The organism is Jeotgalibaca caeni (genome assembly GCF_028863945.1).
In the GTDB taxonomy this organism is placed as follows: Bacteria; Bacillota; Bacilli; order Lactobacillales; family Aerococcaceae; genus Jeotgalibaca; species Jeotgalibaca caeni.
The window spans coordinates 1-1,563 of record NZ_JARBEA010000127.1 but is presented as its reverse complement, the minus strand read 5'-3'; the positions used below and the strand labels follow the sequence as shown (position 1 = coordinate 1,563).

1 protein-coding gene is annotated in these 1,563 nt (G+C 46.0%); it reads left to right on the top strand.

All coding sequences use genetic code 11. From position 1 onward, the window contains the following. The first annotated feature begins 154 nt into the window (after positions 1-154). Positions 155-1,468, top strand: coding sequence for an IS1380 family transposase (locus PVE40_RS12720; RefSeq protein WP_274732303.1), 1,314 nt, complete (start codon positions 155-157; stop codon positions 1,466-1,468). Positions 1,469-1,563 lie beyond the last annotated feature (95 nt).

Below are 1,563 nucleotides of genomic sequence, written 5' to 3'. Positions count from 1 at the left end.
CCTGAATAATTCATAGTTTTCCTAAATATTCACTAAAAGCGTATTGTGGCGCTATTATTCTATCTGTATCCCTGCACCCTTTGGGTGTACAAAAAGAACCCCAATCTGCTATGGTTAAAGCGTCTAAACCTAACCAAAGAAAGGGGTTCTCTCAATGGCTACATTACAGGAAAAACGCGTAAATTTCAACTCGAAATTGGTAGTGAATCATACGGGCGGGAATCTTTCCACGGATTCTGGCTTGATTTTGGTGAAAGAATTCATGGATTCGATTGGCTTCTCAAAATTAGCCGCCCATTTTCTCACGTTCCAAGACAACCGAAGCTACTGGATTCATGACAACATTTCCTTGCTGGAACAACTCTTGTTCCAATTGATTGGCGGCTATCCTGCGGATTCATCCGCCAACTCACTGAAGGAAGACCCAGTTTTCCAACTGGTGCTTGAGAAGGAAGCCATTGCCTCACAAGCTTCCCTTTCCCGGTTCTGGGACCGAATGAGTGAGACAACGATTTCCCAGTTCCAAACTTTGAACCAAGCAATGATCGATAAAGTGCGCTTGGAACGGAACGCGACGGAGCTCATTATCGACCTGGACTCCACCCATTCCGATACGTTTGGCAACCAGGAAGCCACCAATTTTAATGCCCACTACAGGACAAACGGTTATCACCCCTTGGTGGCTTTTGATGGCCTGACTGGTGATTTCTTGAAAGCAGAACTTCGTTCTGGCAATGTGTATACCTCAAAAGGAATAAAGGATTTCCTGGAACCGATGCTGGCACATTATAGCCAGACACTTCCCTGCACAGATATACTGGTCAGAGGGGACAGTGGTTTTGCAACCCCTGAGGTGTATGATACTTGTGAAGCCCATCAAAGCTATTATGTTGTTCGCCTGAAGAATCATACGAAGTTGGCTGAGATAGCGGAGTCTTTCATCCTCATCGGAAATGATCATCCTTGGGAGGAAAGAGAGGTCCACTACTATTCCACCACCTACCAAGCAAAAAGTTGGAAGAAGGCGCGCCGGATTTGCATCAAATCCACCCGGGAAGCGAACGAGCTGCTGTTCAGGCACGAGTATTTGATCACGAATTGCTCGGAGGACCTGTCCGCTCAGACCATGTTCCGGCTTTATCACAACCGGGGAACCATGGAAAATTTCATCAAGGAAGCAAAGAATGGCTTCTATTTTGACAAGACCGACAGTTCCTCCTTTTTGGAGAACCATGCCCGCATGATGGTTAGCCTGTTGGCTTACAACCTGACTAATTTCATGAAATCAATCTGCTTGCCAGCGAATGAAGCCGTCTTCCAAGTCGATACGCTTCGTCTACGCCTGTTCAAAGTGGCTGGAAAACTTATAAAGAGCGGCCGTCGGCTATTTCTCAAATTGAGTTCCTCCCACGTTTACCAACAGTCGTTCTACCATTTGTTACAAAAAATCCAACAGTTGGCTTGGTAAGTCATGCGAATGGCTATTTTTAAAAAATCAGATGGAACCCAAGGGGTTCCTGCGCCCAAAAATAGGGCTCAAACCCGAAGTTGCCTGATGTGAAC